Annotated in this window: 18 protein-coding genes; 14 read left to right on the top strand and 4 right to left on the bottom strand. The window is 58.7% G+C overall.

The window, feature by feature from the left end; translation table 11 throughout:
* Positions 1 to 29 precede the first annotated feature (29 nt).
* Positions 30 to 2,105 carry an alpha/beta hydrolase family protein gene (locus B150_RS0100630; protein WP_020397934.1) on the top strand — a complete coding sequence of 692 codons (2,076 nt, stop codon included), beginning with the start codon at positions 30 to 32 and terminating at the stop codon, positions 2,103 to 2,105.
* Positions 2,106 to 2,192: 87 nt separating this feature from the next.
* On the top strand, positions 2,193 to 4,385 hold the full coding sequence (locus tag B150_RS19065) for a TonB-dependent receptor (RefSeq protein ID WP_020397933.1): 2,193 nt from the start codon (positions 2,193 to 2,195) through the stop codon (positions 4,383 to 4,385).
* Here the strand turns inward: B150_RS19065 and B150_RS0100620 are convergent.
* Positions 4,382 to 5,239 (bottom strand): substrate-binding periplasmic protein, encoded by an 858-nt coding sequence (locus B150_RS0100620; protein WP_155859892.1) that lies wholly within the window; start codon positions 5,237 to 5,239, stop codon positions 4,382 to 4,384. The two genes, B150_RS19065 and B150_RS0100620, sit on opposite strands and share 4 nt — an antisense overlap.
* A 228-nt stretch (positions 5,240 to 5,467) precedes the next feature.
* On the opposite strand from B150_RS0100620, the gene B150_RS0100615 reads away from it, so the two are divergent.
* The 4 genes from B150_RS0100615 to B150_RS19050 are packed head-to-tail and all read left to right on the top strand — an operon-like array spanning position 5,468 to position 10,176.
* The gene (locus tag B150_RS0100615; RefSeq protein WP_020397931.1) at positions 5,468 to 6,247 is read left to right on the top strand and encodes a TetR/AcrR family transcriptional regulator; all 780 of its coding nucleotides are present in this window, start codon (positions 5,468 to 5,470) and stop codon (positions 6,245 to 6,247) included.
* 5 nt (positions 6,248 to 6,252) lie between these two features.
* Positions 6,253 to 8,367, top strand: coding sequence for an alpha/beta hydrolase (locus B150_RS19060; RefSeq protein WP_020397930.1), 2,115 nt, complete (start codon positions 6,253 to 6,255; stop codon positions 8,365 to 8,367).
* Between the two features lie 51 nt (positions 8,368 to 8,418).
* Positions 8,419 to 9,228, top strand: coding sequence for a methyltransferase family protein (locus tag B150_RS19055; RefSeq protein ID WP_020397929.1), 810 nt, complete (start codon positions 8,419 to 8,421; stop codon positions 9,226 to 9,228).
* Positions 9,229 to 9,234: 6 nt separating this feature from the next.
* Positions 9,235 to 10,176: a CE1 family esterase gene (locus B150_RS19050; RefSeq protein WP_020397928.1), complete on the top strand. Its 942-nt coding sequence runs from the start codon at positions 9,235 to 9,237 to the stop codon at positions 10,174 to 10,176.
* A 209-nt stretch (positions 10,177 to 10,385) separates the two neighbouring features.
* Here B150_RS19050 and B150_RS0100590 read toward each other — a convergent pair whose 3' ends face one another.
* The 3 genes from B150_RS0100590 to B150_RS0100580 all read right to left on the bottom strand — a co-directional run bounded on the left by B150_RS0100590 (position 10,386) and on the right by B150_RS0100580 (position 12,526).
* Positions 10,386 to 10,736 (bottom strand): Pepco domain-containing protein, encoded by a 351-nt coding sequence (locus B150_RS0100590; RefSeq protein ID WP_020397927.1) that lies wholly within the window; start codon positions 10,734 to 10,736, stop codon positions 10,386 to 10,388.
* Between the two features lie 17 nt (positions 10,737 to 10,753).
* Positions 10,754 to 11,770 (bottom strand): hypothetical protein, encoded by a 1,017-nt coding sequence (locus tag B150_RS0100585; RefSeq protein ID WP_020397926.1) that lies wholly within the window; start codon positions 11,768 to 11,770, stop codon positions 10,754 to 10,756.
* 69 nt (positions 11,771 to 11,839) lie between these two features.
* Positions 11,840 to 12,526 carry a GntR family transcriptional regulator gene (locus tag B150_RS0100580; protein WP_020397925.1) on the bottom strand — a complete coding sequence of 229 codons (687 nt, stop codon included), beginning with the start codon at positions 12,524 to 12,526 and terminating at the stop codon, positions 11,840 to 11,842.
* 257 nt (positions 12,527 to 12,783) lie between these two features.
* Here B150_RS0100580 and B150_RS0100575 point away from each other — a divergent pair, with 257 nt between their 5' ends.
* From B150_RS0100575 to B150_RS0100540, 8 genes are all read left to right on the top strand, one after another.
* Entirely contained in the window at positions 12,784 to 15,021 is a 2,238-nt protein-coding gene (locus B150_RS0100575; RefSeq protein WP_081611245.1) for a TonB-dependent receptor, read from the top strand.
* Positions 15,022 to 15,162: 141 nt separating this feature from the next.
* A complete protein-coding gene (locus B150_RS0100570) occupies positions 15,163 to 16,722 on the top strand; it encodes an amidohydrolase family protein (RefSeq protein WP_020397923.1) in 1,560 nt (519 codons plus the stop codon).
* 24 nt (positions 16,723 to 16,746) lie between these two features.
* Positions 16,747 to 17,835, top strand: a complete 1,089-nt coding sequence (locus tag B150_RS0100565; RefSeq protein WP_020397922.1) for a YkvI family membrane protein — start codon at positions 16,747 to 16,749, stop codon at positions 17,833 to 17,835.
* Positions 17,832 to 19,466 (top strand): N-acyl-D-amino-acid deacylase family protein, encoded by a 1,635-nt coding sequence (locus B150_RS0100560; protein WP_020397921.1) that lies wholly within the window; start codon positions 17,832 to 17,834, stop codon positions 19,464 to 19,466. Before B150_RS0100565 ends, B150_RS0100560 begins: the two co-directional genes overlap by 4 nt.
* An 18-nt stretch (positions 19,467 to 19,484) precedes the next feature.
* Positions 19,485 to 20,531 carry an N-acetyltransferase DgcN family protein gene (locus B150_RS0100555; RefSeq protein WP_020397920.1) on the top strand — a complete coding sequence of 349 codons (1,047 nt, stop codon included), beginning with the start codon at positions 19,485 to 19,487 and terminating at the stop codon, positions 20,529 to 20,531.
* Between the two features lie 2 nt (positions 20,532 to 20,533).
* Positions 20,534 to 21,511 (top strand): dipeptide epimerase, encoded by a 978-nt coding sequence (locus tag B150_RS0100550; protein ID WP_020397919.1) that lies wholly within the window; start codon positions 20,534 to 20,536, stop codon positions 21,509 to 21,511.
* A gap of 61 nt (positions 21,512 to 21,572) precedes the next feature.
* Entirely contained in the window at positions 21,573 to 23,516 is a 1,944-nt protein-coding gene (locus B150_RS0100545) for a serine hydrolase domain-containing protein (RefSeq protein ID WP_155859890.1), read from the top strand.
* 24 nt (positions 23,517 to 23,540) lie between these two features.
* A complete protein-coding gene (locus B150_RS0100540) occupies positions 23,541 to 24,710 on the top strand; it encodes a dipeptidase (RefSeq protein WP_020397917.1) in 1,170 nt (389 codons plus the stop codon).
* Positions 24,711 to 24,716 lie beyond the last annotated feature (6 nt).

Genomic DNA, 24,716 nt, shown 5'->3' with positions numbered 1-24,716 from the left:
AACGATCAGACTGCTAGGGAGTTAATACAATGAAATATTTAGGTAAAACATGCGCGAGCGTGGCGCTTTTGGCTGTGATGGCTGCGCTGCCTGTATCCGCGCAGGACGCGGCGGCAGATGCCAAGCCCGCAGTGGCGGCAGCCAGCAAGAAATTTGAAGCACTGGACGTGTTCGAGCTTGAATATGCCGCAAGCCCGGCCGTGTCGCCGGACGGCAAGTGGGTCGTATACGTGCGCCGCTCGAACGATATCATGACCGACAGCACGCGGTCGAACCTCTGGATCGTGTCATCTGACGGGGAAGATCACCGCCCGCTCCTCTCCGGCACACATGCTTATTATAGCCCCTCATGGTCGCCGGACGGCAAACGCCTCGCGTATCTTTCAAACGAGGAAGGCAAGACCCAGCTGTTTGTGCGCTGGATGGACACAGGGCAAACCGCGCTGGTGACCAACCTGCAATCAAGCCCCTCGGGCATCACCTGGTCGCCGGACGGGGAGACCATTGCGTTTACCATGAGCGTGCCTGAGAAGGACAAACCGCTGAAGGTGAAAATGCCGTCCGCACCCAAGGGTGCCAAATGGTCACCTTCGGTGAAATATGTGACGAAAGCCCGCTATCAGGCTGATGGTCGCGGCATTCTTGAGCCTGCCTATACCCATATTTTTGTGGTGCCAGCGCTTGGCGGTACCGCACGCCAGATATCGGACGGGAATTATAACCACCGTGGCCCGCTCTCGTTCACGCCGGACGGTAAGGAAATCATCGTATCTGCCAACCGCAGCGACAACTGGGAATATGAAGGCCGGGAAAGCGACCTTTATGCCTTCTCGCTCGATGGTTCCATGCGCCAAATCACGAGCGCACCGGGCGCTGAGTTCAGCCCGGCTGTGTCGCCTGACGGCAAGCTGATCGCTTACCTCAAGATGGATGACCAGAAGCTCGCGTACCGGAACGATTACCTGCATGTGATGAAGCTTGATGGCACGGACGACAAGAACCTCTCAGCGGATATCGATAACTCGGTTGGTTCCCCGAAGTGGGACGACAAGGGCAAGGGCCTTTACTACCAGATGACCGTACGCGGTGTGGACCAGGTTGGCTACGTGACGCTTTCAGGCGGGCACCGCACTGTGGCCATGGGCCTTGGCGGCACGTCGCTTGGTCGCCCCTATTCAAGCGGGGACTATGACGCCGCTGGTGGCACCGTGGCCTTCACCAAGGGCAGCGACCAGCGCCCGGCCGACCTTTATGTCGCCCGCGGCGGCAAGGCCATGCCGCGCCAGTTGACCGCACTCAATGAGGATGCGCTTGGCCACAAGGACCTCGGCAAGGTGCATGAGGTTATTTACAAATCCTCCATCGACGGTGAGGAAATTCAGGGCTGGTACCTGACCCCGCCGGGCTATGAGGAAGGCAAGAAATACCCGACCATCCTTGAAATTCACGGCGGCCCGCACCTGAGCTATGGCCCGCACTTCTCGGCCGAGATGCAGCGTTTTGCCGCTGAAGGTTATGTGGTGTTCTACGACAACCACCGGGGCAGCACGTCCTATGGTGAGCGTTTTGCGCTCCTGCTGCAGAACAAATATTCAAGCGAATATGACTTCGCTGACCATATGTCGGGCATCGATGCGCTGATTGAAAAAGGCATTGCGGACGGTGACCAGCTTTACATCACCGGCGGCAGCGCGGGTGGCATCGCCAGCGCCTATGCCATTGGCCTGACGGACCGTTTCCGCGCGGCAGCGGTGGCGAAGCCGGTGATCAACTGGATTTCGAAAGTGCTGACCGCAGACAGCTACCTGGGCCAGATCCCGTTCCAGTTTCCCGGCATGCCGTGGGACAATGTGGAACACTACTGGAAACGCTCGCCGCTTTCGCTTGTGGGTAATGTGACCACGCCAACCATGCTGATCATCGGTGAAGCTGACCGCCGCACTCCGATCTCGGAGACTGAGCAGTTCTATCAGGCGCTCAAGCTCCGGAAAGTGGACACCATCATGGTACGCGTGCCGGAAAGCCCGCACGGCATTGCCGGCAAACCGTCCCGCCTGATCGCGAAGGTTGAAAACATCCTCGCATGGTTTGATAAATACAAATAAGATAGCGCATGCCGCCGGGGTGAGACCACGCCCCGGCGGTGCACTTCAGTAAGCACGATCACCGGTACCGACATGGCAGGGGGCAGCATGACGGATCAGGCCAGCATCCGCCGTATCTCATATTTTTCGCTTGGGCTTTTAGCCTTGCTCGCAAGTGCGCCCAGCTATGGCGCGGACGGCGGCGTTGAGGAAATCATCGTCAGCGCCCAAAAGCGCGACGGACGGCTGACCGACACGCCGGTTTCCGTAAGCGTGGTTGGTGAACGCTGGATTGAGGACAGCAACCTCACCGCGCTGCCTGACCTTGCGGAGGCAGTACCCAACCTCACCATCTTCTCCGATTTTCTCTATAACAGCACCATCACCATGCGCGGCGTGGGCTCCTATAGCCGTAACATCGGCTTTGATGAGCGTGTGAGCCTGTATCTGGACGGTATTTACCTCGGCCCGTCCTATGGTCTTAACCAGAACCTTCTGGACCTTGAGCAGGTGGAAGTGCTGCGCGGACCACAGGGCACCTATTTTGGCCGTAACGCCATCGCGGGGGCCATAAACCTCAAGTCCAAACGGCCGGGGGATGAGCGGGTGGTGAAGGGCCGGGCACGTTACGGCAGCCATGATACCCTCGCGCTGCAAGGTTTTGTCTCGCTGCCACTCTATGAGCGCTGGGCGGTCAGCCTTTCCGCGGGCCTGCAGAAGCGGGACGGCCTGACGGACAATCTGGTGACTGGCGAAACGCTCGGCAACCATGACCGCAACGCTGTGCGTGCGCAGGCGCGCTACCGCGGGCCTGCCTTTGAAGCGAACCTCAGCCTTGACCGTAGCGCGGCGAATGAGCGTGCGCTGATTGGCGACCCACTCTCTGACACCTTTGGTGTTGCGCCCGATAGCTTCGCGCCTGCGTATGGCGAGGTGATGTTCAACACTTCGCCCGCGCAAAGCCTTGAGGCCGTGGGCACGGGGCTGGACCTTGAGTGGACGCTTGCAAACGGTGGCACGCTCACTTCCCTCACCGGGCTTCGCGCCACCGATGCCGCGATGAAAAACGATACCGATTATTCGCCCGCTGATCTTCTCCACGTGGATTATGAAGAAGACTATAGCCATTTCACACAGGAGCTGCGCTATGCGTCGCCGGTGGGTGATGCGTTCCGCTATGTGCTGGGGGCTTCCTTCCTTGACCAGAAGGCGCTGACGGACCGCGACGCCATTGCGGGTGGGGATGCCATGGCCCTTGGCATGGTGCCGGGCAGCAAGGTCAGCAACGTGGGCCGGGTTGACACCACGGCGTGGGGGCTGTTCGCAAGTGCGGACTATGACGTAAGCGAGCAATTGACTGCGAGCGTGGGCCTGCGCTGGTCCCGTGATGAAAAATCCGCCGACTGGATGATCGACGGCTCCGCCGCGCCTGCCTTCGGTCTCGCCACCGGGCTGGTGGATGTGAAGCGGGCGGATGAAGATTTCTCCCCCACCGTCAGCCTAACCTATGCGCTGTCGGACGAGATCAGTGGTTTCGCGCGCTACGCCGAAGGTTTCAAAAGCGGCGGCTATAACCTTGATTTTGTAAACGCGGGCATTTTCCCCGGCGGGATTGAGTTCGATAAGGAAAGCGCGCGCAGTTATGAGGCTGGCCTCAAGGGTGCGGTCATGGGCGGCACGCTCTGGTTCTCAGCCACGGCTTTCTGGGTGGATTATGATGACTTTCAGGTCAACCAGTTCCGTGACTTGGGCGGTGGGCGTACGGCTATCGTGATCGCAAATGCCGCAAAGGTACGCACCAAGGGATTGGAGCTTGAAACGCGCCTCGCGCCCACCGAAGGGCTTGACCTGCGAGCATGGGGCGCGGTCCTCGACGCCCAATACCGGGATTTCGCAAGCGGCGGCATTGGCGGCAGTGACGTGTCCGGCAACCGGCTTGAAGCGCCTGAGTTTGAAGCTGGCTTCGCGCTTGATTACAGCACTGCGCTGTCGGACAGGCTTGACGCCTTTGTGCACCTGAGCTTCAGCCACGCGGGCGGATATTTCATCACGCCCGATAACATCAAGGCGCAGCAACTGCTGGGTGGTGGCACGGTGCCCTTTGGCCATATTGGCGCGCGGGACATGCTGTCGGCCAAGCTGGGTATTGCCTCAGGTGGCGGCTGGCGCGTGGCGCTTTACGGGGAAAACCTTTTGGACGACCGTTCGGTCAGTTCAAGTCTCAGGGACTTTTTCGGCACCATCAGCGAAGTGCGGCGCGAAGGACGCACCGTGGGTGTGGAACTAGCGTTTGAGTTTTAGGGTTTTTCGGGCTGACCCTCGTCCTCAGCCTCCGGCAGTTTGGGTAGGGGCGGCGGTGCCACGCCAGTATTCTCGGAGCGGGCCCATTTATCCCAATTGCTTTTGAGGAAACTGTCCACCACGCCCGTTGCGCGCATGCTCTCCACCTCTGCCGAGATGGTCTCAAGAAGTGCCACGCACGGTGAGCGTTTGGAGATGGCCATATAGGATGTCTCCTGCGTCAGCGGCGGGATAAGTGTGCGCACCCGTGCGCCCATGCCCATCTTGTGGGCTGTCACCAGCACGGGGTACAGGCCGTGCACCGCATACTGGATGCGCTTGTGGTCGAGTAGGTTAAGCAGGTGTTCAACCGTCGGTACGGTATGAAGCTTCAGGGACTTGCTCGCATAGGCATCAAGCTCGTCACCGAACGAGTCACCAATCACCTTGCCGCCCTGGAAACCTTCAAGGTCTTCGCGCTTGCGGTAGTGGAGATCGGTGTCTGTGAGGGTGATGGCGACCACAGGTTCGCTGGTGACCGGGCTGGTATAGTAAAGCCGTTCGGCCCGCGCCTCAGTGAAATAGAGGGCGAGCAGCAGGTCAACCTCGCCAGTGAAGACTGCCGCCTGCGCGCGCTTCCATGAACCGGAATGCACAACACGTATGGGCTTGCCAAGCTTGTGGGCAATAAGTTTCGCGATATCGACGGACGCGCCATCAAGGCTGTCGCCGCTTTTCCAGGAAAACGGAACATAATCAGGGTGGCCGGTCGCGACAATCTCGTCGCACCGATCGGCTGCGCTTGCCGCTGTCCAGAGACCCGCGAGCATGAGGAAGGGCAGCACAAGCGCATGTGACGCAACACGTTTCGTCATGGATTCGAGCCCTTCAGCCAAGTGTTCAGACTATACCTGCCTGCCATGTCACGCCAGAAAAACACATTGTCTGAATAGACTAAGTATCGGATTTCTTTCGCAAAAGTGAGCATTGCTGCCGTTTTTGGCTGCTCAGGCATAAATTATTCTTGACCGAATGGGCAGTTTTTGACATTAAATCGGTCGACCGACCGAAAATATGAGTCGGATAAAAACAAGGATGATGCGGTGGCGACTGAGCTTGATAGAAAAGCGAGAGGACCTGAAAGCCCGGTTGGGCTTGAGGACGCGCACCGTATTGCCAAGCATTCCCCTGAAAATGGGGAATTGCCGGAAGGGCGGGCGCAGATGTCTGGCGGGGCTACGCACCTCCCTTCCGGCAAGTCAAATGGTGGGGCAGTCAAGGCGGAAGAACGCAGCGCAAAGGCGGAAGCCGCGCGGGCGTCCCTGCTCGCGGCAGCAAAAACCTGCCTGCTGGAGGTGGGCTTTGCCAATCTCTCCACCCGTAAAGTGGCGGAAGCGGCGGGCGTGCCGCTTAGCCAGATCCACTATCACTTCGGCTCCAAGTCCGGCATGGTGCTCGCGCTCCTCAAAGCCGAGAACGACCGGCTGATTGACCGGCAACGCATCATGTATGCGGAGGACAGGCCACTGTCCGCGCGCTGGAAAAAAGCTGTGGAATTCCTCGAGGAAGATATGGCGTCCGGCTACGTGCGCCTGCTGCATGAAATGATGGCGGCAAGCTGGTCTGACCCGGAGCTCCTTGAGGACATGCGCGAGGTGATCGGCACTTGGCAGCAGGTGCTGACCGATGTGGCTGAAGAAGCCGAAGAGCTTGTCGGGGGCTATGGCCCCTTCAGTCCAACAGAAATTGTTACCCTTGTGGGCGCTATTTTCATCGGCGGGGAAGCCTTCCTGCTGATGGGGCTTGATGCGCACCGCATGGCAGTGTGGCCCGCCTTGGAAAAAATTGGCCAGCTTATCGAGGCCTACGAGACAAAGGCGTAAATGTCATGAGTTTGATGCTGAAAACCGAGCCGCGCTTCCTTGAGCGCGACGGGCACCGGATTGGCTACCGCGTGATGGGCGAAGGGGATGTGACCCTTCTGTTCCTGCCGTGCTTCCAGATTGTGGACAGCCGCGTCTACCGCGCGCAGGTGGACTATTTCGCGACCCGATGCCGCGTGGTGACCTATGACGCGCGCGGTTGCGGGCATTCCAGCCGCCCGGAAGCGCATGAGGCCTACAGCGTGCCCGAGATGGTCGAGGACGGCAAAGCGATCCTCAATGCACTTGGGATTGAGAAAGTTGTTGCGACCGGGGTGTCGCGCGGTGGGCATATGGCGGCGCTGTTCGCGGCCTACTACCCGGAGATGACAGCGGCCGCCTTTATCATGGCGCCCACGGCCCCTTTCGGCCCCGAAAACCCGGCCGTAACGCCCGAAAGCATGATGGCGGTGCGGGACGAATACCACGACTGGGAAAAATACAACGTTCATTATATCCGCAACCATTTCAAGGACTTCGCTGAGTTCTTCGCCTATAAGGCGCTGTCGGACAAACATAGCGAAAAGCTGATCACGGACGGTGTCAGCTGGTCGGATGCGACAGACGCTGAGGTGATCATCAAAGTCTCCACCCTGATGCCGGACATAGCGCGGGAAGGGGAGGATATCTACCGCAAGGTGGCGTGCCCGGTGACGGTAATCCACGGCGCGGATGACATGGTGGTGCCGGTTGAAAAGGGCGCGCTGGTGGCAGAAATCCTCGGCGTCCCGCTTGTTCGCATGGAAGGGGTGGGGCATGTGCCCTGCAGCCGCTACCCGGTGGAAGTAAACCGTATGCTGGAGGACTTCCTGAGTGAACACGGCATCCTGCAGCCTGTGCAAATACCCCATGAAACTGTGCGGAAAGTGCGCAATAAGCGTGCGAAACGTGCGCTCTATCTGTCGTCCGCCATCGGGCTTGGCCACGTGCGGCGCGACCTTGCGATCGCAACCGCGCTCCGTGACCGGCACAGCGACCTTGAGGTCGACTGGGTGACACAAGACCCGGCCATCCGTTTCCTTGAAGGCGCGGGCGAGGCGGTGCATCCGCTATCCCGGACGATGGAGGCGGAGACTGCCCGGCTTGAAGCCGACATGGGCGAGCATGACCTTGATGCGTTCAAGGCGCTGCAGAACATGGACACGCTTTTGGTGAATAATTTCCTTCGCCTCCAGCGTCACCTAGAGAGTGAGGCCTATGACCTCGTGATTGCCGATGAAGCGTGGGAGCTGGACCGTTTCTGGCACGAGCACCCAAGCCTCAAGACCGCGAAGCTGGCCTGGATGACAGACTTTGTTGGCGTGCTGCCCATGCATATGACAGACGCCACCGAAGCCCGCCTCGCGAATGATTATAACGCTGAGATGATCACCCTTGTTGAAGGCAACAAGAAGCTGCGCGACGCCGCTATCTATATTGGGGACGAGGCTGACCTTGTGGATGCGCCGATGGGCAAGGGCCTACCAAGCGTGCGGGACTGGACGCGCGGCCACTTCGAGTTTGGTGGTTATGTCTCCGGCTTTGATGCGGGCGCCTATGCTGACACCGCGTTCTGGAAACAGAAGCTGGGCTATAGCGGGCAAGAGAAACTGTGCCTTGTGGCCGTGGGCGGCACCATGGCGGGCAGTGCTTTCCTCCGCCGCTTGATGGACGGCGCGCGGGACCTGCGGGCCGCACTGCCCGGTGTGCGTTTTGTCATCGTCGCGGGTCCGCGGGTTGACGTGGGCAGCCTGCCCAAGGTTGACGGCGTGGATATCCACCGCTTCCTGCCGGACTTTGTATCCTATGTGGCGGCGTGTGATATGGCTGTCGTGCAGGGTGGGCTGACCACCGGCATGGAACTGACAGCCCTTGGCAAACCTTTCGTCTATGTGCCGCTTCAGAACCACTTTGAACAGCAGGTGCATGTGCACCACCGCCTCAAGCGTTATGGCCTTGGTCGGCGGCTTGACTATCAGGATTTGAGCGCGGGCCGCCTGGCGGCTGAGCTCAAGTCCATGCTGGCGCGCGTACCCCATCCGACCGCCAGCGTGGACAACAACACCGGCCGGGTTGCAGACCGTATCGCAAACCTTCTGTAACCCCGCCAACCCCGAAAAACCCGCCACAACCTTAAACGACGGACATTTGAGATGACCGATATTCAAACACCCTATGAAGGGCAGGGCCGCATTGCGGGCTTCACGCTCTTCCTGTTTTCGCTTGTGGCGTATGGCCTGTTTATTGGCTGTTTTGGCCTTTTTGTCAGTTTCCTGGGTAACTGGGGCTGGCACGAAGCCGTCACCGGCGCCTTGCCGCTTGTGGCCCTTACGCCGAATGAACATGTGCTGGACGGCATCGTCTATGCTGTGTTCATCAACATGGCGCTGATCGCGCTTTTTGGGCTGCAGCACAGCCTGATGGCCCGCAAAAGTGTGAAGGCCGCCATCGCGCGTGTCTTCCCCAAGGGCGGCATGCGTATCCTTTATGTGTTCTCCTCGAGCGCGCTTCTCATCTTCATCATGCTGTTCTGGCAGCCGCTGCCGGGCGTTATCTGGCATGTGGAAGGCGAAGGCTTGCGCACGCTGATGTGGGCCGGGCACGTGTTTGGCTGGCTGCTGCTGATGGCATCAACGATGGAGCTGGATTACCTTGACTTTACCGGCCTTGCGGAAGGCATTGCCGCCCTTCGCGGGCAGGAACGTGAGACAGGCGGCGAGTTCCGCACGCCGTTCCTCTACCGCTTTGTGCGTCACCCGCTGATGACCGGACTTCTGATTGGCCTGTGGTGCATCCCCACCATGACATCCAGCGTGTTCGCCATGGTTGTCGGTTTTACAGCCTATATTTTCATCGGGCTGGTTTACGAGGAACGGGACCTTGTGGCAGAGTTCGGCGACAAATACCGGGCCTACAGATTAACCACGCCCTCCCTTTTGCCAAACCCCTTCAGGAAAGGTTGATACTTTATGCGTTTGCATCACCTCTGTGCTGTGCTGATGGCTGCAATTTCCAGCGTCAGTGTAACATATGCCGAGGACGACGTGGCCCTTGAGGCTGCCACTCTCGCAAGGCCGGAAGGCGCGCGCAGCTACCAGCTGTTTGTGCCGGAAAAGCTCGGGGATGCACCCGCAATTGTGTTTGCCCTTCATGGCTCCCGCGGGAATGGGGACCGGGTGCGCAGGCTGACAGCCCGCGCACTTGAAACCCACGCGCGGGAGGACGGCTGGGTTGTGGTCTATGCCGACGCCTATAAAGGCAGCTGGAACGGCTGCCGCAAACCGGCAGTCAACCCGGCCAAGCAGGAAGGCATTGATGATGTGGCTTTCCTCACCGCACTGTCGCATGAGCTTGAGGGCCGCTTCGGTGACCTGCCGCTTTATGTGGTTGGGTTCTCTGGCGGTGGCCATATGGCGTACCGGCTGGCGGCGGAAGCGGGTGCGGACGCGCCTGATGCGGTCGCGCTGCTATCCGCTCAGGTGCCAGAGGAAGAAGACAGCCTGTGTGGCAGCCTGAAGGCCCCGGTAAACGCGCTCCTCATCACCGGCACCGATGACCCGGTGAACCCTTATGGCGGCGGCAAGGTGATGCTGGGTGACCTATCGCTCGGTGCCGTGATGTCAGCGGGCGAAAGTGCGGCTTACCTTGCAGGCAAACGCACGGCAGGGCCAAACAGCCTCGTGGATAGCGGCATGGACGGCGCGGACATCAGCGTTTGGCAGGGCGTTGGCGATACGGAAGTGCGCCTTGTCACGCTCAAGGGCAACGGGCACCTGATTTCAGGTGGCGGTGTGGAATACCCGGCCAAGTTCGGTGTGGAAGCAGTGCCGTACCCGACTGTTGATGCCGTGTGGTCCTTCTTCCACACGGTGCAGGACCGGGCTGGGCAGGGCCGGAAGACCAAACACTAGACACGATCAACAACAGAGATACGTGGTTCACACGTGCGCATGGAATGGGGGAGAGGCATCTCCTTCCAACAAGCCCCCTTGTGCCTGCTGTCCGGTTCCTTCCCCATGGCCCGGTGGCGGCACGCCTCAACCCCCACCACTTTCGGCAGCATTCGACTTCCTCATACGAATGCTGCCTTTTTCTTTACAGGCATTGCGTGCCCAAGGGGTCAGTCGTCATCCACCTTGAAGGTGAGCGTGAAGCTGGCGCCCGCTTCGACAGACGCGATCATGATTGAGCCGCCACCGCCCAGCGATAGCCCTACAGAAACAGTATCCAGTTTCAGTTTTCCAACTGGACTGCTGCGGATTCCCTCGACTGCGCGCGCAAGCTTGTCGGAAACATCTTGCAGGTTGCTCTCAAGCGCCGAAACGCTGATCTTCTCGGTTACCCGGTCAAGGAAGGGTGTGCCTGCCTGAAGTTCGGCACCTTCTTCTGCGCTGCGTACATGTCGGGCCTTCTGAACCGCGACCGCAGGCACAAAGGAGAGCGTGTCGTCGCTCGTTGCTTGCTCACTCATCAAGGGTCTCCTTCCAGTTAGATATATAGTTTGGCTTCAAGGAACCGGCTGGCTTGAAACAGATCCTGACAAACGCCCACATGCTGGCCTTGCCCTCCCGGGATTTTGCCGCAATACAGGCCAACGCCTGCACCGGTTCGCGCTTCACGAACCAAGCCGCCACTATCGCCGCGCTGACCGTGTTCATCCATGATCAGCCGTTGGGGTACCATCGCGCCTTGATAGTGCGGCAGCGGGTTGTGGCTCAGAACTTTGGCGGGCGTACCGCTCATATACCTGCTATCGATGGTCAGGTCGTCACCCGGCGCAAGGGGATGTTGATAAGGGCCGGCCATGGGAAGGCGGGCGAGGTTGCTGGGCCATTCCAAGGGGTCCAGCCCGATAATGGCTGCGTCAATTCCGCATTCGCCTGCGTCTGCCAGATATCCCGCCACGGGCGATGCGTGGTGTTGGCTGGGCGTCAACTGGATGGGGGTGCCTTGAGCAAGCCGACTTGTCACATGGCGCGCTGTCATGATGCCATAGTCCCAGCCCTGCTTTTGCGGGTTGTCGGCGCGGGTCCAGCAGGTGCCTGTGCCGGTACCGCTTGGGTGTCCGGGCAGGGGTGGCATGCCGTCGTGGCTGATGGTGCCCGCGCTGGCGATAACCGGGAAAGCCAAGCCTGCAATCGGGATGGCGTTCACTACGCGCTGTAAATCTTCATCCAGGACGCCGGGCGGAGTGCGAAACCGCACATCAATACCGAAGGTGAAACGGTCCAGTGAACCGACACCGGATGGGATATCTGACACTACCTGTTGTGTTCGCTCGTTAAGCGGGATGAAGCCATAAGTAATTTGCGTGGGCAGGAAGGGTAGCGGTGGCGCGGTGCGCACGTCTTCCATCAGTTGCTGCAGGCGCGCAGCAAGCAGGAACAGCCTTCGGCGCGAGCTGTCGCCCATTTCGGCGCCCATGCGGTCCAGCAGCTCGTCTGTGCTGCCAATGTCGGGCAGGCTCTCCGCAAACGTGGCAACTGTTCGGTCATCAAGTTTCATGGATAGTCTCCCCCTATTGGTGGAAGACTATCTCATTTTACGCGAAAAATGCAGCCCTTACGATAAGGGTCAGACCTTCAGGTCCTGGGTGTAGAATTGCTCGTTCGAGAAAATGGTGTTGAGGATGCGTTCCTCGGTTTGTGACAGGATGTCGTGAATGACGGTTTTGATTCGGTGCGGTTCGTCCGTTTTCATTACGTCGATGGTCATGCCCTGCTGGTCCGGTGAATAGGGGAAGCGCTTCTGGGTTTTGAGGTACAGCCAGTAAATGCGCATGGCGGTATCCTCGAGCTGGCGTGCCCAATCCATCATCAGTGGGTAGCCCGCGTTTTCACATAGCAGCAGGTTCAGGTCCTTGTTCTTCTTCAGAAGGGCGAGGGCCGTGTCGTCGTCGAGAATCGGCTGCATCGCCTCAATCTCTTTATTAAGTTCACGCAGGCGCGCGAAGTCCACGTTCGCGGCGGTGAGCGAAAAGATCGCAGGCAACAGCACCTTCCGCAGTGTGAAGTTCTGTTTGATGTCGAGAAGCGTGAGCGGCGCCACAATCGTCACCCGCGGCGAGACAGACACAAGGAACTGCTTCGCGATCAGACGTTCGATCAGGTTTCTCGAGATTGTGCGGCTGATGCCGAACATATCACTGAAGATATTCTCGGACACCTTCTGGCTTGGCGCCAGTTTCTGCGTCACGATCGCATCCATGATCAGCTCTGCCGCTTTGCGCGCGTCGCTGTTTTGCAGGTCTTCTATTGTCATTCTTCGCCCTTGAACCGTTGTCCCTCATGCCTCGCGGCAAGGCTGTCTTATGCAGCCTTTCTTCACATTTAGACTGTTTAAACTGTGATTTCAACGCAACAATCTCGTTAATCACAGCTTAATTCAGGTCTAATATAAATTAAGGCAGCCAAAAAATGCTTGTAATGCACATTAAGGCAGTTATAGGATCGAATCAGTAAGAACAGGATAAAAGTCCGGCGCGGGGAGCGCATTGTGGGAATTACAGGGAGGTGAGAATGCCTAGAAGCATTTTCCGGAAGTCTTCAATACTGAGTGCCGTCTCTTTGGCCGCTGTTACCGCAAGTGTCGGTTCGACCGGGGCGTTCGCCCAGTCTGCTGATACCGATGGTGAAATGGTGCTGGAAGAGATCATCGTAACCGCAGGCCGCCGTGAGCAAAGCCTGCAGGACGTACCTGCGGCGGTTACCGCCATTGATCCGGGTGACTTTACCGCCAAGGGTCTCAAGCAGGTTGGTGAAATTCTGAACTATACACCGGGCGTGACCTTCACGGACATCGGTACCAAGGGCTTTGGTAATATCTCTGCCCGCGGTGTACCGCAGTCTTCGGCCATTCCGGTGTTTGGTGTCTATCTTGACGATACGCCCATCTCCACCAACACCACCTTTGCCGGTGGCAGCACGGTCATGTTTGACGCCATGCTGATGGACGTGGAACGCGTTGAGGTGATCAAGGGCCCGCAGGGTACGCTTTATGGTGCCACGTCTGTGGGCGGCATGATGCGCTATATCTCGCGCGATCCGGCGCTTCAGGAGCTGCGCGTGACCGCAGGTGCCGATATCGCCACCACCAAGGACGGCGAAATCAGCCAGGTTTACAATGGCCGCGTCAGCGTTCCGCTGATCAAGGACAAGCTTGGCATCACCGTATCCGGCTTCTGGCAGGATGCAGGCGGCTATGTGGACCAGATGGACCCGGCGACCGGCAATCTCGTTGAAGAGGATGTGGACGGTTCCGAGAACCTTGGCTACGCAGCTGACCTCCTGTTCACGCCGACGGAAGCGCTCAGCATCCGCCTCAAATACATGAAGCAGGAAACCGATTATGGTATCGACAGCGGTGTCCAGCTTGCGACCTATACGTCTGACGAGTCGCTGATCGACGGTTACACCACCATCAGCGCGCCGGGTGAAAACTATCTCGACTATGAGATCATGTCCGGCAGCATCAACTATGACTTCGACAGCGTTACCTTGACCGCAACGTCAAGCCACGTGGAATACAAGTTTGGTGGCGTCAGCGACCTGACGGCAGCTTATGGCCCAGCGATTGACTTCTTCGATGGTCGCGCGCCAGGCACCACCACCAGCGTGCTTCTTGACCTGCTCGCAGGCTCCAAGAAGTTCGTACAGGAAGTGCGCCTGACGTCTGAACGCATGGGTAACTTCGAGTGGATCGCCGGTCTCTACTATTCCGACGAAACCTCGCAGAACAACCAGGATGTGATCGCCACACCGGCGTTCGACCTGCTGACCATCTCCTTCCCGTCTGACTATAAGGAATTCGCGGGCTTCGGCGACGTGACCTATTATTTCAACGAGAAGTTCGATGTGACCGCGGGCATGCGCCTGAGCAAAAGCAAGACGACACTTTCCTATGTGTCGACAGGCCTTTTGCTTGGTACCGCAGACTTCACCAGCGACCCCATCAAGGATACGGTTGATACGTATCTCTTCTCCGCGCGCTACCGTCCGACGGACAATCTCTCGCTCTACACTCGTGTAGCAAGCGGTTACCGTCCGGCTTCGGCGAACCTGCCGATCCTCGATCCGGCAACGGGTGACAACCTCGCTCCGCCGATGATCGACCCGGATAACGCCTGGAGTTACGAAGTAGGTGTTAAAGGCTCCACCGAAGACGGCGTATTTGGTTACGACGTTGCTGTGTGGCGCATTGACTGGTCCAACTTCCAGTCCTTCACGTCCTTCTCGGGTGTGAACACGGGCGGCAACGCGTCCGACGGCCTCAAGGCGCATGGTTTCGAGGGTTCGTTCCTCCTGCGTCCGACCACTGGCCTGTCGCTGACGGCAAACGTGGCTTACTCCCGTTCGAAGCTGAACTCGGACGAGCCGGGCTTCGGTGGTGTTGAAGGCGAACAGATCCCTGACCTGCCGAAATGGAAGGGCTCAATCCTCGCTGACTATATGTTCGACGTGACAGACAGCTGGAGCGGTAATGCAGGCTTTGGCGTGCGCTACACCGGCAAGTTCATGTCGAGCTACGGCGCATCCACCTCCACCTATCCGGTTGAAGTGGAAGCCCGCACCCTCGTGGATGCCAACCTGTCGTTCACCAACGGCAACGTAACGCTTGGGCTTTACGCCACCAACCTGTTCAACAAGCGTGCGCTGCAAACGCGGTCGGACACCATCCTTGGTGGCGGCTCCAGCGACAGCAACGGCATCTTTGAGCGTCCGCGCACAGTCGGCGCGAACATCAAGGTAGACTTTTAAACTCTGCTCAGTGCGACTGCCGGGGTGCCCTGTATGAGTAACGGCACCCCGGCCTTTTCTGAGCAGAACGGTGAAGGGCTACGGCCCTTCACACTAACGCAAAAACCTGCTGTCATGCGGGAACCGTCGGGGAGGACGATCATGCACAAATTCACACGCCAATTGGGCCGTATTGCCGCCGCCTGTGTCATCACACTGGGCACCATGAACGCTGTTATGGCGGAAAGCTATGAGCTCGTGATCAAGGGTGGCCGCGTGGTTGACCCGGAAACCGGCCTTGATGATGTGCGCAATGTGGGCATCTCTGACGGCAAGATCATGGCAGTGTCCGAAGGTGCGCTTGACGGCGCCCGCGTGATTGACGCCACAGGCCGCGTGGTCAGCCCCGGCTTTATCGATATGCACGCGCATGGGCAGGACATTCTCTCCGCCCGCATTCAGGCGCTCGACGGCGTGACCACAGGGCTTGAGCTTGAAGCCGGCATGCTGCCGATTGCAGATTATTACGAGCGTTCGGCCAAGGAAGGCCGCCCGATCAACTACGGCGCTTCGGTCAATTGGGCCAATGCGCGTATCGCCACGTTCCTCGACCTCAAACCGAAGGACGATGTTGAGTGGTTCTTCGAGGCTTTTGCCAAAACCAACTGGCAGGAAGAGGTGGCAACACCCGAGCAGCTAGAGGAAATCCTCGCTTATGTGAACAAGGGCCTTGATGAAGGCGGTCTTGGCGTTGGCATCCTGATCGGCTATGCGCCGGGCACGGGCCACAAGGAATTTTTCGCCGTCAATAAACTGGCCGCTGAGCGCGGTGTGCCCACCTTCACCCACGCGCGTTACCTTTCCATGCTGGAGCCCAAGAGCTCGTTCGAGGGCATGGCCGAGGTGGTAACAGCTGCGGCAGGTACCGGCGCACATACCCATATTGTGCACCTCAATTCCATGAGCCTGCGGGATATCGAGCTGATTGCCCCGATGATCAAAACCGCGCAAGCGCAGGGCCTGAAGGTCACGACCGAAGCCTACCCCTATGGCGCGGGTTCCACCGGTATCGGCGCGGCCATGTTCCGCGGTGACCGCTGGCGCGAACGTGTGGGCGGTGTGGACGCCTCGAACTTCGACGTGGGCGGCAAGCGCCTGACAGAAGAAGAGCTGAAATATTACCAGACCGAGAAGCCGGAAACGCAAACTGTGATCCACTTCCTTGAGCTCGATGACCCCAAGGACCGTGAGTATCTGGATATGTCGGTCCTGTTCCCGGGCGGCGTGATCGCGTCTGATGGCGGTAACTGGCTGGTGGACGGCAAAATGGTCGAACAGCACACCTGGCCGGTGCCAGAAAATGCCTGGAGCCACCCGCGCTCGGCCGGCACCTTCTCCCGCTTCCTCGGCACTTATGTGCGCGAGCGGCAGGAAGTCAGTGTGCTTGAGGCCATCTACAAACTTTCCTACGGCCCGGCCAAAATCCTTGAGGATGCTGTGCCTTCCATGAAACAGAAGGGCCGCATTCAGAAGGGTGCTGACGCCGACATCGTGGTCTTTGACCTCGCGACCGTCGCGGACAAGGCAACCTACGCCATGCCTGCTCAACCCTCCGTCGGTTTTGATTATGTCATCGTGAACGGCACTGTGCTCGTGGACGACGGCGAGATGCAAACCGACGTACTGCCGGGCAAGCCCGTGCGCAACCCGGTGAAGAAATAACGGCGGCGGGGCTTGAGACAGAGCATGGATTTCTTCCGTAAATATCTGCTGCCGGGTTTTGTGTTCCAATCCGTTGTGATTGGCGGCGGTTACGCCACGGGGCGTGAGCTGGTGGAGTTTTTCTTCACCTCAGGCCCCCTCGGTGGAGTGTTCGGCCTTCTGGTGGCGGGCCTTGTGTTTGGCCTTGTACTTGCCGCAGGTTTTGAGTTCGCGCGCGTGACCGGTGCCTATGATTACCGGCACTTTTGCCGGGAGCTGCTGGGGAGGGGATGGGTGATTTTTGAAGTCGCTTTCATTATCCTTCTCCTCCTCATCCTCTCGGTCATTGGGTCCGCTGCGGGCGAACTGACGGCTGCGAGCTTCGGGCTGCCGTCCATTGTCGGCACCTTGGGGCTGATGGGACTGATCGCTGTGCTCACTTTCTATGGCTCGGAGGCTATCAAGAAGGTGCTCGCCTTATGGTCCTTCCTTCTCTACGTCACTTATGCCGCGCTTTTTGTCCTTGCGTTCATGCACTTTGGCGATGCCATCTCCGGCGTTTATGAAGGTACCGCTGTGGGCGAAGGCTGGCTTAAGGGTGGAGTGCTCTATTCCGGCTATAACCTTGCGGTGCTACCCGCCGTGCTGTTCGCAGTGCGCGGCCAGGCATCCCGTCGTGAAGCCGTTGGTTCTGGCCTGTTCGCAGGCGCCATTGCGGTTATCCCGGCTGTCCTGTTTTTCATCGCCATGATGGCGCTTTACCCCGAGATCGGCGCGGCCCCTGTGCCTGCCGCCATGCTGATGAGTGCGCTTGAAATTCCGGCCCTTGGCCTTCTGTTCCAGATTGTGGTGTTCGGCACCTTTGTGGAAACCGGTACCGCGCTTCTCCATGCCGTGAACGAACGGCTGCAAGCCAACTTTGAGGAAGTAGGCCGCGAGATGCCGCAGTTCATGCGCCCACTTGTTGCGGTCGGCATTCTCGCCATCGCCATCATCGCCGGCACCTGGTTCGGCATGATTGAACTGATCGCCAGCGGCTACGGCATGCTGACCCTTGTGTTCATCGCGGTGCTTGTGCTGCCGCTCCTGACTTACGGTGTATGGCGTGCCTACCGCGCGGAGGTAACACCATGATAAAACGTTTTGCAGCTGCCAGCCTTATTGCCCTCGCGTCCATCACTGCGCAGGCCGATGATGCAGCCTATGATGTGGTGATCCGCCACGGTCGTGTGCTGGATGGTGCCGGTAATCCATGGGTGCCCGCTGATGTGGCCATCAAGGATGGCTATATCGTCAAGGTGGGTGAGGTGCCCGGCAAAGGCACGCGTGAGATTGACGCGACGGACCGGTACGTCAGCCCCGGCTGGATCGACATGATGGACCAGTCTGGCGAAGCGCTCCTCAAGGTTGGCCTTGCGCCCAACAAGATCAATATGGGTGTCACCACGCTCATTGGCGGCGAAGGCGGCACGCCTGTGGAAGCCGCTGAGATCGCGGGCTATTTCAACCAGCTTGAGACGCAGGGCATCTCGGTCAATTTCGGCACCTATTATAGCGCGACACAGGCCCGCATGGCCGTCGTGGGCGAAGAGGATGTTCCTGTCACGCCTGCCCAGCTTGAAGAAATGAAAAAGCTGGTGAGTATCGCGATGGATGGTGGCGCCATGGGCATCACAACGGCGCTTATCTACCCGCCGTCAGCCTATCACCGCACCGATGAACTGATTGAACTTGCCAAAGTGGCAGGGTCAAAGGGTGGGCTTTATGCCAGCCATATCCGCGGGGAAAGCGCTGAGTTTCTGGACGCGGTGACGGAAGCTATCCGTATCGGTGAAGAAGGCGGCGCAGGTGTGGAAATCTTCCACATGAAAGCGGCCTATTACCCGAACTGGGGCAAGGATATGGCTTCTGCCATCGCCCTTGTGGACGCTGCCCGCGCCCGCGGCGTGAATGTGGCCGCGGACATCTACCCCTATGTGGCAGGTGGCACCGGCCTTGAAATCTCTGCCCCGAACTGGGTGTACGCTGACGGTGTTGAAAAAGCGCTGGAGCGCCTTCGTGATCCAGAGACCCGTACAAAACTGAAGGCCGAGCTTGCAGCTGGCCCCACAGACAGCTGGACCAATATGGTCTATGCCTCGGGCGGCTGGAAGAATGTGGTGCTGGCGAACTCGCACCTCGCGGACTATGCCAAATTCCATGGCCAGAATTTTGAGGCCATTGGCAAAGCCCTTGGCCGTGACCCGGCTGATGTGGCCTGGGATATCATGCTTGCCGCATACCCGGAACGCCCGTTCGCGCTCTATTTCATGATGAGCGAGGATGACGTGCGCCTTGCCATGCAAACCCCTTGGGTCAGCATCGGCAGTGACGCGGCAAGTGCGCTCAAGGAAGGCGATTTTGACGCCCTTGGCCTGCCGCACCCGCGGTCCTACGGTACGTTCCCGCGCATTATTGCCAAATATGTGCGTGACGACGCGGTGCTGAGCCTGCCTGACGCTATCCGTAAAATGACTTCTTGGTCCGCAGCCCGCATGGGGTTGATGGACCGCGGCCTGATCCGGGAAGGACTGAAGGCCGACATTACCGTCTTTGACCTCGATGAGATCAAGGACGTGGCGGACTGGGACAACCCCACCGCAAAACCCACTGGTATTGATTATGTACTCGTGAACGGCCGACTTGTGCTCGACGCTGGTTCACATACGGGTGCAACCCCCGGCCAAGTGCTTCGTGGTCCTGGCTACCACGCAGACAAGCGCTGAACATAAGGACTGATGATTATGAAAACGATCGAGTTAAGGGCGCCATACCTCATTTTCCTCGGTAGCGAGACAAGGTTGACCTACGCGAAAACCGGCGCAGGGCTCGTGGAGTGGCGGAAGGAGCTTTGTAAAGGTCAGCTCAATCTCGCTGGTGGTGACCTCGACCTCGGCTTGCCGCAAATGTCGGTCGCGGAAGCGAAAGCCGCAGGCATCCAGTCGCTTGTGATCGGCACCGCAACAGTGGGTGGCAGCATCCCTGACGAATGGATTGACGTGCTTGAGGAAGCTGTGCTTCTGGGCCTTGATATTGTGGCTGGCGTGCATACGCGCCTCAGCGATATTGACCGTCTCACCGCGGCTGCCGCCAAGTCCGGCGCGAAACTCATTGACGTTCGCGTACCACCGAAGCGCCTGCCGGTTGGCACGGGCCGCAAACGCACCGGCAAGCGTGTGCTGATGGTGGGCACTGACTGTGCGGTTGGCAAAAAATATACCGCGCTCCAGATGGAAAAAGACATGAAGCGCCTTGGCTGGAACGCTGATTTCCGTGCCTCTGGTCAGACCGGTATCATGATCGCGGGCAGCGGCCTGCCGATCGATAGCGTGGTGTCTGACTTCCTTTCAGGTGCCGCCGAGCTGCTGTCGCCCGATAATACGGATGACCACTGGGATGTGATCGAAGGGCAGGGCGGTATTTTCCACCCGGGCTATTCGTCGGTGACCATGGGTCTTCTCATCGGTTCGCAGCCTGATGTTTTTGTGGTCTGCCACGAAGCGGGACGCACCCATATTTCCGGTTGGGAGGACTTCCCCCTGCCGAGCATTGAACAAGTAATTGAGCGCACCATCGCGATCGGTGAACTGGTAAACCCGGATATCACCTGCGTTGGTGTGAGTGTGAACACGTCTCGCCTCAAGGCGGACGAGCGCGAAGCCTATTTGGCTGAACTATCCTCCCGGATTGGCCTTCCTTGTGTTGACCCCCTCCAAGGTGGCACAGACAGCATCATCGCCCAAATTTCCGCTGTCATGGCTTCGCGCAACCCTAGTGCACGGAGCGCCTGAACATGCGCATGATTGTAGAGAGAGTAAGTTTCCCGCTCGCGGCACCGTTTGTCATCACGGGCTATACCTTCAATGACACTGATACAGTGAGGGTTACCCTTGAGGCAGACGGTGTCAAAGGCCGGGGCGAAGGTGTTGGTGTTTATTACCTGAACGACACAGCGGACGTCATGTACGACCAGCTGGTTGAGGTGAAGCCGGAAGTGGAGCGCGGGGTGGATTTCGACACCATCCAGCGCCTGCTGCCACCGGGCGGTGCGCGGAACGCGCTTGATTGCGCCTTCTGGGACCTGCAGGCCAAACGCTCCGGCGTGAGTGTTTGGGAACGCCTGAACATGACGCCCAAAACGCTCAAGACCGTATGCACGGTTGGCATTGGCTCCGCTGAGAAAATGGCAGCCACGGCCGCCAGCTATTCGAAATACCCGAACCTCAAGATCAAGCTGGATAACGACAATCCGGTTGGCAAGCTGGAGGCAATTCGCGCTGCGCGGCCTGATGCAACGCTCGTGATCGACGTGAACCAGGGCTGGACCATTGAGGAACTCAAGGAATATGCCCCGGCGTGCGAAAAGCTTGGCATCGCCATGATCGAACAGCCGCTCAAGCGCGGCACGGATGAGGAGCTGGACGGCTACCGGTCGCCTGTGTGGCTGGGTGCCGATGAAAGTTGCCTTGACGCCAGCGAATATGAAGCGGCGGCAAAACGCTATGATGTGATCAACATCAAGCTTGATAAATGCGGCGGCCTGACGGCTGGCCTCATGCTCGCGAACCTTGCGCTTCGCGACAAAAAAGCCCTGATGGTGGGTAACATGACCGGCTCATCGCTTTCGATGGCGCCTGCTTATGTTATCGGCCAGTTCTGCCATTTTGTTGATATCGACGGCCCGCTTCTGCTGGCGCACGATGTTGAGGATGGCCTGTTTTACGGCACCGGCGGGATCGTGGAAGTTCCGAACCGGGCGCTGTGGGGATAATAAAACAAAACTGAAAGACAGCGAGGCGATGACCGCCTCATAAAACGTGGGAGTGAGGAAAATGATACGGAAACTGATGGCGCTGATGGCAGTGCTGATGATGGGTGTGGGCTTCGCCGCCCATGCACAAGACGATACGGCCCAGCCCGATGCTGCGGTTCAGGCGGACGTTGCGGCCACAATGCCGGACGCCGCGCCCGGTGGTTATGAAGGTCTTGACGCCTTTATCGACGGCATGGTGGAAAGCCACCGCAAGACGCTCGATATCTCTGGCGTGACCGTGTCTATCGTCAAGGACGGCGAGCTGATTTTTGCCCGTGGCTACGGCTATCAGGATATCGACAAGGATGTCCCGGTCGACCCTGAAACATCGCTTTTCCGTATCGGCTCCACCTCCAAGCTCTTTACCTGGACATCGGTCATGCAGCAGGTCGAGCGCGGCAACATCGACCTTGATGCCGACGTAAACACCTACCTCAAGACGTTCCAGATTCCGGACACCTATGACGAGCCGATCACCATGCGCCATGTCCTCACCCATACTGCGGGGTTTGAGGAAGGCGCGCTTGGTTACCTCATCAATTATGACCTCAACAACATCACCCAGCTCCGGGACGCGATGGCAACCTATGTGCCGGCGCGTATCAACCCGCCGGGCAAATATTCGTCCTATTCGAACTATGCCACCGCGCTTGCGGGGCTGATTGTTGCCAATGTCTCCGGCATGCCGTTCAACGAATATGTCGAGAAAAACATCTATGAACCGCTCGGCATGGTGCACTCCACCTTCCGTGAGCCGCTGCCGGAAAACCTCGCTTCTGGCCAGACCATGGGCTACCTCAACGAGGCTGGCAAACAGGTGGCACAGCCCTATGAGCTGATCACCGGTTTTGGCCCGGCGGGCGCCATGGCGTCTTCAGCTACCGATATGGCGAAATTCATGCTCGCGCACCTGAACAGCGGTTCGCTTGACGGCAACAGCATCCTGTCGCCGGAAACCACGGCGCAGATGCATTCAGTGTTGTTCCAGGGTGATGATCGCCTTGGCGGCATGGCGCATGGTTTTTATGAGGAATATGTCAACGGTCACCGCTTGATCGGCCATGGCGGCGACACCTTCCAGTTCCATACCAATCTGGTGCTGGACCAGGCAGAAAACCTTGGCATCTTCATCTCCTACGCCACGTCGTCGGATACCAAGGGCCGCGATACTTTCGTGGAAACCTTCTACGACCATTATTACCCGGTCGAGCTTCCGGCCATCACGCCGCCGGCCGACTTTGACGAACGCGCGGCCAAATATGCCGGTACCTACAAATTCTGGCGTCATAACCAGACCACGATCGAGAAAGCCATGGGCCTAATGGGCAGCGGGCTTGAGGTTGCGCCGTCGGGCGAGGGTACGCTCATCTTCGCGGGCTTTGGTGGTCCGAAACAATATGTGGAAGTGGGTGAAAACCTGTTCCGTCAGGTGGACGGCCCGCACATGATCGCCTTTGGCGAGAATGAGAATGGTGAGATTGTCGATCTCTACATCGACGGCCTGCCCTTCATGAACGCAAGCCGGGCCCCGGCCTTTGAAAGCGGCCTCTTCAAGATGCTGCTGCCGCTTGTGTCCTTCATCCTCTTTATCACCGTATTCCTCGGCTGGTGTTACCGCCGCAAGGAATACAAGACCATGGACGCGCCGGAGCGCATGGCCATCCGTCTCTCGATGGGCATGGCGGGCGCGAACCTGCTGTTCTTCATCTTCCTTGGCCTGATCATGGCGGTCTACAAGATGGAGCTGTTCCAGGACATTCCGTTCGTCTTCGACCTCAACCTCGTGCTGCCGATCATCGCAAGCCTCCTGACTATCGGTGTGCTCTATCACGCGGTGCAGGCATGGCGCGAAGGCTACTGGCGCAAGGGGCGGCGCGTTCACTATACGCTCGTGGCGCTCGCCGGGCTCTTCATGGTGGTGTTCTACTGGTACTGGAACATCCTTGGCTTCCAGCACTTCTAAGCGCAAAAGAAAGGACGCAAGACAATGACACAGTCAAAGTTTAATCGCCGGTCTTTCCTTCGCGGTGTGGCAGGTGCGGGTGCAGCGGCAGTTGCCATGCCCATGGTGAACTTCGGTTCCTTCAAGGTGTTCGCGGCTGACACGGCCTACAGCACCAAGGTTCTGGATGTGGTGAACTCCGTGCAGGTGTTCGACATGCTGTCGATCCTGTCGCCGTTCAAACACATGATGACAGCGGCGTTCAGCCCGAACCCGAAAATCTCTGACGGTCTTGCCGTCAGTCGGGAAGAGCTGGATCTGCTGCTGGCCTCAGGGGTGGATGTATTCCACCCTGCGGTGGGCCTCGGGGCGGAGGATGCCGCCCCTTTCATCGCGCGGATGAATGCCTATGCGGCAGAGTATCCGGAGCATCTTCAGCGTATCGATAGCATCGAGGACCTGAAGACCCTCAAGAAGGGTGAGCGCATCGGTTATATCCTTGGCATCCAGAACTCGGACCATTTCCGTAGCGTAGATGATGTGAATCAGTTCTACTATATGGGCCAGCGTATCAGCCAGCTTACCTACAACAGCCAGAACCTCATTGGCTCCGGCTCCACCGACCGGGTGGACGGCGGCATCAGCGACTTCGGCGCGGCGGTTGTGGCGCGCATGAACGAGCTGGGCATGGCTGTGGATGTGTCCCACTGCGGTGACAAGACAACGCTCGACGCATTTGAGCTTTCCACCAAGCCGGTTCTGATAACCCACTCGAACGTGCGGGCGCTGGCTGAAGGTCATGTGCGCTGCAAGTCCGATGAGGCGATCAAGGCCATGGGCAAGGCGGGTAGCGTGATGGGTATCACTGGTGTCAGGAACTTCCTCTCCGCCAAGGAACCCACCACCATTGAGAACCTGATTGACCATATCGACTATGTCGCCAAGCTTGTGGGCATCGAGCATGTGGGCGTCGGGTCCGACATGGACATGAACGGCTATGATGATATCCCCGAGCCCGCCTACAGCGCGCTCAAGGCGGGGTATAAATCCAGCTATGGCTTCCGCGGCAAGATCGACGCTGACGGCTTCGATCATCCGAAACGCATCTTTGACCTCACCGACCGCATGCTCGCACGCGGTTACTCGGCGGATCATGTTCGCCTTGTGCTGGGTGAGAACTTCAAGCGGGTGCTGGGCGACATCTGGGTCGCATAAAAATTG

The sequence above is a fragment of the Kordiimonas gwangyangensis DSM 19435 = JCM 12864 genome (assembly GCF_000375545.1).
Lineage (GTDB): Bacteria > Pseudomonadota > Alphaproteobacteria > Sphingomonadales > Kordiimonadaceae > Kordiimonas > Kordiimonas gwangyangensis.
Note: the sequence above shows the minus strand (reverse complement) of the source record. Positions and strands in the feature narration are given on the sequence as shown.